Origin of the sequence: Thalassobacterium maritimum, assembly GCF_031127805.1 — a bacterium.
In the GTDB taxonomy this organism is placed as follows: Bacteria; Verrucomicrobiota; Verrucomicrobiia; order Opitutales; family Coraliomargaritaceae; genus Thalassobacterium; species Thalassobacterium maritimum.
Window position 1 is genome coordinate 36,419 of the sequence record NZ_JARXHW010000036.1, and the last position, 7,274, is coordinate 43,692.

The window sequence follows — 7,274 nt, forward strand, 5'->3', positions numbered from 1 at the left end:
TGATAGGATGATTCGTTTTCGGCTGCTTGCCCTTTATATTTTTCCATTACTAGTGGGGGCTAGCGTGTGGGCACAATCGCCGCTCACGGTCAATCAGGTCGCAGAGATGGATGTGAGCGATCAAATTGAACTGGAGTGGCGCATTGACAGTGCTGAGCGTGCTTTACTTGCTGGCTTACCTGCTGTGGGCGAGGCGATTTATCGCTCGCTACTGGAGCGCTCGATGACGCAGCCGACTTTGTTGCCAGAACGCATGCATTTGCTAAAACTTGGTTTGGCTAAAGCCCTGATTGCGCAGGGGCGCTATCTCGCGGCTCTAGAGCAATTAGACTCGATTCCGGCAGCAGCCCAAACGGGGGCTTATCCACTCTACCGCGCCATCGCTATTTATGGAGATGGGTCTGCGCGCATGGACGTGGATGCATTTCAAACGGCGCTACAGGCGGTTTCTGAGTCGGCTCTGTCAGATGAGGACCAGCCTTGGTTTGCTTTGTTGCAAGGCTTTAATGCGGAACTGGAGGGCGAGCCGGTACGGGCGATTGCCGCCTATAAGGATGCCGTAGAGGCGGCTAAATTGCCTTTGCTGCGTTCCTATTTTGAGGGCTTAGTGCTGCGTCAGGAGTTGTTGACGGCACCGGCGGACGAGGGCTTGGCGGCGGAGTTGCGCTCTAAGATCGGTCGGCTGGAAGGGCAGGCTGCGGCTTATCCCTATGTGCGAGAATACGCGGTGACCTTATATAGTCAGGGGCGTGTCGCCGAAGCCGTTGGAGCTATTGAGCGCGAGTTGGGGAATATTACCGCCGGCTATGCTGCGGGAGAGCGTGAGCATTTACGCTTATTGAAGGGGCTAATTCTAGGCGCGGACTCAGAGAGTGGGCGCGCCGCGTTGAAGCAATTGATCCAGAATGGGAAAAATCGCGAAGCGATGCGCATCGCCTTGCAATTACTGGCACAGGTGCCTGGGCAAGAGGCTGACTTGCTGGATTTCTTAAAGGTCATCATTTCACGCACTGAGCCGCACCCCTTGCTGGGGCAAATGTATTATTTACGCAGTCAAATTGCGATGAAGGACCCCGCGATGTTGGAGCTGGCGGAGCGCGATGCGCGTATTTTGTTGGAGCGCTTTCCTGGGCTGAGTGGCATCGGCAATGTCTATCGCTTGTTGGCCTATGCGGCTTTAGAGCGGAATCCACCCCAGTACCGTGCGGCGGCCGATCTTTTAATCCAATTGCGGGATCAATCTACAGATTCTCAGGAGTTGGTGGAGTTGAACCGTTTGATTGGGGATTGCTATTTCCTTAATCGAGATTTCGCCAATGCGGTGGATTTTTATGCCGCGGCGCGTAGTCGAGAATTGGGGCGTCGGGATGGGGGGCTATTTCTGCGTCTGATTTCGGCTCAATTGCGCGTCGGGGCTGTGGATGCTGCTTTGCAGCTGATTGATGAGGTCGATTTTAGTGGCAGCGTCAGCTTGCTGGATCGTTGGAGGGCAGAATGGAACGTGGCACAGGCACTGCAAGTTGATGGTGAATTGGAGCGCGCTCTGACGCGGGTGCGTTTATTGCTGAAAGATTCTCAGTCGATCGCAATTCCGGTCGCCCTAGATATACGCCTACGCTGGTTGGAGGCTTATCTCTCCCTTGAGATTGGCGAAACTGAGGGGCTTGCTGAGCGAGTGACTCGGTTGTTAGCGCGCTTAAATTCCTTGCCGAAGGGCGGGGCCAATTCACTGGGCGAAGAGGATGTGGTTTTATTGCATACGGAAATACTGCTATTGCAGGGCGACGTCTTGATGCGCGGAGGCAATGCGAATGAAGGGATGGTCGTTTTGACGCGCTTACGTCAAAAATTCGCCGAGACTGCGGCTGCGCAGCGTTCGTATCTGATTGAGGCTGCTTACCATGGCTTGGTGGGGGATTTTGTTTCGGCTCAAGCTACGCTCACGAATTTAGCGGAAACTTACCCGAGCAGCCGATTGGCTCCGCAGGCGCTTTTTGAGGCGGCTTTGTATTGTGAGCGCCGTGGTTCGGAGTTTTATCCGCAGGCGGTGGTGCTACATAATGATTTGGCCGAGCGTTATGCTTCCGATCCACTATTTTATTTTGCACGCCTCAAGCAAGGGAACCTCTTGCGCTCGATGAATGACTTTGCGGGGGCGCAAATTGTATATGAGAATTTGATTAATGGTTTTCCAGCGCATGAATTGCGCTACGTGGCGGAATTGTCGCGAGCCGATTGTATGTTGGCCTTGGCGGGAAATGAGCCCAGTGCGCTGGGTGATGTTGTGGTTATTTTGGAGCGTTTATTGGATCTGCCGAATTTACCGCTCGATTTCCAAGCTGAGGCGGCGCACAAGTGGGCTTTTGCCTTGATCAAAAGAAAGTCTTTGGAAGCGGCGAAGGAAGTTCTGTGGTTAAGTGTGGATCGCTTCCTCTCTAATGGAGAAAAAGTGGAAGACTTGGGGCCTACTGGGCTATATTGGGTGGCGCGTTCGATGCTGCACTTAGGGGAAATCCTGGAAGGCGAGGGTGCTGCGTCTGAAGCACGACGAGTCTATCGGATGATCATTGCTTACGACTTACCGGGGCGGCATATCGCGATCTCTCGGGCAGATCGCTTGCTTGATGTTGAATAGTATATTAAGAAAAAGAGATTGGTGTTAAGATATGGATTACTTTCAAAATAATTTCATCCTACAGGGCGGGCCTGTGATGTACCCGCTTCTTTTTGTGAGCTTGCTGGGCTTTGTGCTCTTTATTGAGCGTGCTTTGTATTTACATAAGGGGCAAATTGGTACGGAAGACTTTTTGAGTGGTATTAAGAATTTGGTGCGTAAGAAGCGCTTAGTGGAAGCCTTAACCTTGTGTGAGGATACGCCCGGCCCGATGGCACGTATTGTGAAGTCAGCGCTGTTGCACTACGGGGAGTCGCGCGATTCGGTTCGCTCTGCGATCCAGTCGGCTGCAATTGTGGAGATTCCTACTTTGGAGCGTCGCATTGCAACAATTGCCGCGCTTGCTCGAGTGGCACCCTTGCTTGGTTTTTTGGGCACCTTGATTGCCGCGCTGCAGGCCTTGTATGCCTTAGAATCTTTTAATGGGGATAGCGGTGTGCTTAGCCGTTTACTAGCGGAGGCGTTAGTGACCTCGGCCTCCGGCTTAGCGATCGCGGTGATGGCAATGTTGGCTTACCACTTTCTTACAGGGCGTGTACGAGCGCTGGTGCATGATTTCGAGTGGGTCGGCCATGATATCCACGAGTTTTTAAGTACGGAGCCGGCATTACAGACACAGGCCGAGCTTGGAGAAGCTAGCAACAGTGCCGAGGAGAGTGCCCCGAATTAAGATGGCCGCGCCAAATTCAGACAAGCTGCCTGTCCGCTCGCAAGAGCATGGCTATACGGAGCCGCTGGGCTTGATGCAGCAATTACAGCGTCCATCGATCAAGTTAGATGTGGTGCCGGTGCTCGATTTGTTAGTGATCGCACTACTCTTTAGCTTGGTCTTTACGCGCTTTGTGATGGTGCCCGGTGTGCGGGTCGATTTGCCCGATTCGGATATGCAGATGCAACCGAGCAGTTCTCCCGTGGCTGTGCTTACGATTGGGAACCGTGGTATGCTTTTTTTTGATGGTGCAGTCTTCGAGTTGGGCTCAATTGAACGCGGCTTTCAGCAGCATATCGAGGATGCCAACACGCAAGATGTCGTTTTATTGGTCAAAACGGAGGGGACCATGGATCTGCAGCTTTTTTTAAAGCTCTGTAGTATGGCGCAGCGAGCAGGCTTTGTGCAGGTGCAAATTGCGGGGGAGCATGAAACTATACCCAGCCCAAATTCGTCTTTGCCATCGGCTCCCGGAGCCAGTGACGGCGGCGATTCGGGCTTCTTATCTGTAATGTAATGCCTGTTGTTAAAGCACAGTCGAGCGTCGGTGCGAGTCTCTCACGGCGTATTCTGTCGCCGTTGTTGCGCATATCCCTCTTAGTTGGAGTCTGTGTGCATTTAGCAGGTTTTTTGCTGTTTCATGTTATTTCGAATCCTTTGCCGAAGCGCGAAGCGAGTCCACCTTTTGTGCAGTATGTCTCACAGGATCGCCTACTTTCAGGGGCTGCACTTGAGGAGCAGGCCGCCTTGTTTGACTCGGCCCCGCTTTTTGTGCCTGGCCAGTGGAACGCGGCGCATAATTTAAATCCACCCTCGTTGGAGCGCGGACAACTGCGCTTTCCAGCATACGAGCCGAAGATCGACTTTTCCACAGCATTGGTTCCGCCCGATTTAATGGATGGATTGGATGCTTCGGTTTCAGAGCCGATCGACCTCTTGGATCTGCGCTACTGGGATTTGTTTCGTTACTTCGGCCAAGGCGCGCTGACGCCAAAGCCCTTTCAGGCGCTGGAGCGTGTTGCCGAGGTGAGATCTCTCGATGGGCATGTATTGCGCGTGTTGCCAACTGCGGTCGATTTACTTTCGATGCAGGCGGTGCAGCCTGCGACGTATTATTTGCGAGTGGAAGCAGGGGGACGCATCGTCGGGCGTCCGACACTTTCAGCCAGCTCAGGGGATACTAGTTTCGATGCGGTGGCTTATACTTGGCTCCTTGAGGCGGGCTTTCCGGCTGATTTACAGGCTGGATTTTTTGAGGTTCGGATTTATCCTTAATTGATATCAAGTTAAGCTTATGACTGAAACCAATGCCAATAAGGATGCCGCAATGCTAGATCAGCTGGAAGCTTTGACGCAGTCCTGGGCGGAGCGTCCTTCTTGGGACGCCTATTTTATGGCCACTGCTCTATTGATGGCGTCGCGTTCTAGTTGCGAGCGCTTGAATGTGGGCTGCGTCATTGTGTCAGGCGGCGCACAACGTAATCGAATTGTGGCTGCTGGCTATAATGGCTTTCTGCCGGGGGCCTCACATACCTCACGCATGCGCGATGGGCATGAGCAAGCAACTGTGCATGCAGAGCAGAATGCGATTAGTGATGCGGCGCGAAGAGGGGTCTCTTTGGAAGGCGCAACAATTTATATTACACACTTTCCTTGTATCAACTGTGCCAAAATCTTGGCAGCGGCGGGGATACACTGTATTAAATACCATCGGGATTACCGAAACGATGATCTGGTAAAAGATATTCTCGGTGAGAGTGGAGTCGAATTAGTGCAACTTTAAGTATGGATCGTATGCGGATGAATCGAAGCAGTCATTCAAATGAGCTCGCAGCACACGCGGGTAGCTTATTGCTGGCGCATCCCAGTTTGCTTGATCCTAATTTCCGGCGCAGTGTGATTTTACTGACAGCCTATGGAGAGTCGGAAGGCTCGATCGGCGTGGTTGTGAATCGTCCGATTGGGAAAACGCTGGGTGAATACGATCCGGAACTGAGCACCTCCTTGCTTGCTGATGTGCCACTCTTTATCGGTGGACCCGTTGCACGGGATCAATTGATTTTAGTGGCTTGGAAGTTGTCTGCAGAGGCCGGTGTATTTAAGTTGTATTTTGGAATCGACCACTTGAAAGCGCAGCAAATTTTGCAGGATGATCCCGAATTTCAACTGCGTGGCTATCTGGGCCATGCCGGTTGGAGCGAGGGGCAGTTAGATGCAGAAATTGAGCAAAAATCGTGGGTGGTGTCCGGCTGCCTGCCAGTCTTAGATGGCAAGCCAGAGGAGATTGATTGGCATGAGCTGATTTGCCATGAACGACCTGAACTTCGTTTACTGGCAGACGCCCCCGACGATCCCTCGTTGAATTAAACGATTTACGATTCGGTGAAATAATTAGCCTTTGCCATTGACAGGCGCGAGCGTGGGCCCTTTTTTCTCCCATTCTTCAATTTTTCGCTATGAAAGTCGTATCTTCACTCAAATCACTTAAAGACCGCCACCCTGACTGCCAAGTCGTACGTCGTAAGGGCCGAGTCTACGTAATCTGCAAGTCTAACCCTCGCTTCAAAGCGCGTCAGGGTTAAACTGGGCAAGAAAAACTGCGCCAATCCGCAATAACTTTATTAGAAAGCATTTACCGTGAAAGCTGATCTCCATCCTAAGCTCAATCCTGTCGCTTTTGTCGACGTCTCCACTGGGCACAAGTTCCTGACGCAATCCACCATGCGTGGTAGCAAGACTGAGACAATCGACGGCACTGAATATCAAGTCGTGATCTGCGACATTACTGCGGACTCGCACCCAGCCTTCACGGGTGAGAAGCGTTTCGTCGATACTGCAGGTCGTGTCGAGAAGTTCCAGAACAAGTTCAGCCGTCGCCGCTAGTCGCGCATCGGATCGATTATTTTCTAAGAAGGCCCCACTCTTGCGAGTGGGGCCTTTTTTTTTTTTTGTGTGTGTGTGTGTGTGTGTGTGTGTGTGTGTTGAAATGCGGGGCCTGGCGGGAGCCGGTGTTTGCGTGGGCATCGTATGATCGGCTGCGGCTATCACTGTCGTGCTAGCATTGCACGGGCTTAAGGGGCTTTTCCGCAAATCTACGCAAGTTCGCTGGTCGAGTTGGGCGCTCGCAACCCACTTGCAGTGTCCGTCGCTGCTGGTGGAGATTGTGAACTCAGTCTAGCGACCAGCCTGCTGGCTGGGCTCGGGCCAGGCGACATGCTAATGGGCGACTGTCTTTATGGTGTTGGCTGGTTCTTGCATTAACTCGTAGGCACGAGCCCATGCGGTGCATTTTTACTAAAAGTCTTCCATTCGCAGACAAGTTCTCCTGTTCGGTGACTCGCTGGGAGCACGAAGGCGACTGTCGAGAGCTAAAGCTTGAAATGAAGAAACACAAATACCTCAGTTCCCAACTCTTGGAAACTACTCAGATTGAAATCCTGTCCATGGTCTGGGCCAGTGCGCTTGTTGCGCGCGAGCGGCAACGCATCCACGAAAAAAAGCGCAAGGCAATCGGCTCAGTCCGGAGAAAATGCCCCAGGAAAGTAAGGCAAAGCGTCAGCCATTGGCCCAAAGTCAGGATAAGAAGCGAACCCAGGCAACCAGTTCTAATTACGGTCCTGGAGGGGGCACATTGAATTATGCAATGGCATTGCGACTTGTCGCGCCCGCATTAGCCAAGTCATTTCGAGGTGAGATTATTGGCGTAAAACGTGGCTAGCGACGCTGGCTTGTGCGAAATTGTTGGGTTAATCGTCGTTAGTACAGCGAAAAGTGTGAAAAAAGTGGTACCGTAATACACTGGTTTTTAGCATCTTGTGACTTTAGGGTAAAATAAATGCAATTTTTGATAAAAAGTACTTGAACGTACGAAGTACTTTGCGCACTTTCTGC

Annotated in this window: 8 protein-coding genes; all 8 read left to right on the forward strand. The window is 52.1% G+C overall.

Translation table 11 applies throughout. The annotated features are described in order from the left end of the window. Nucleotides 1–7: 7 nt before the first annotated feature. Nucleotides 8–2,635, forward strand: coding sequence for a tetratricopeptide repeat protein (locus QEH52_RS14130; RefSeq protein ID WP_308951290.1), 2,628 nt, complete (start codon nt 8–10; stop codon nt 2,633–2,635). 31 nt (nt 2,636–2,666) lie between these two features. Beyond that, a complete protein-coding gene (locus QEH52_RS14135) occupies nt 2,667–3,344 on the forward strand; it encodes a MotA/TolQ/ExbB proton channel family protein (RefSeq protein WP_308951291.1) in 678 nt (225 codons plus the stop codon). A gap of 1 nt (nt 3,345) precedes the next feature. Further along, the gene (locus tag QEH52_RS14140) at nt 3,346–3,900 is read left to right on the forward strand and encodes an ExbD/TolR family protein (RefSeq protein WP_308951292.1); all 555 of its coding nucleotides are present in this window, start codon (nt 3,346–3,348) and stop codon (nt 3,898–3,900) included. Next, entirely contained in the window at nt 3,900–4,658 is a 759-nt protein-coding gene (locus QEH52_RS14145) for a hypothetical protein (RefSeq protein WP_308951293.1), read from the forward strand. Before QEH52_RS14140 ends, QEH52_RS14145 begins: the two co-directional genes overlap by 1 nt. A gap of 52 nt (nt 4,659–4,710) precedes the next feature. After that, a complete protein-coding gene (locus QEH52_RS14150) occupies nt 4,711–5,166 on the forward strand; it encodes a deoxycytidylate deaminase (protein WP_345785476.1) in 456 nt (151 codons plus the stop codon). An 11-nt stretch (nt 5,167–5,177) separates the two neighbouring features. Continuing rightward, the gene (locus tag QEH52_RS14155; RefSeq protein ID WP_308951295.1) at nt 5,178–5,750 is read left to right on the forward strand and encodes a YqgE/AlgH family protein; all 573 of its coding nucleotides are present in this window, start codon (nt 5,178–5,180) and stop codon (nt 5,748–5,750) included. Between the two features lie 89 nt (nt 5,751–5,839). Beyond that, entirely contained in the window at nt 5,840–5,965 is a 126-nt protein-coding gene (gene ykgO, locus QEH52_RS14160; protein ID WP_110129775.1) for a type B 50S ribosomal protein L36, read from the forward strand. Between the two features lie 55 nt (nt 5,966–6,020). Then, the gene (locus QEH52_RS14165) at nt 6,021–6,266 is read left to right on the forward strand and encodes a type B 50S ribosomal protein L31 (protein WP_308951296.1); all 246 of its coding nucleotides are present in this window, start codon (nt 6,021–6,023) and stop codon (nt 6,264–6,266) included. Nucleotides 6,267–7,274 lie beyond the last annotated feature (1,008 nt).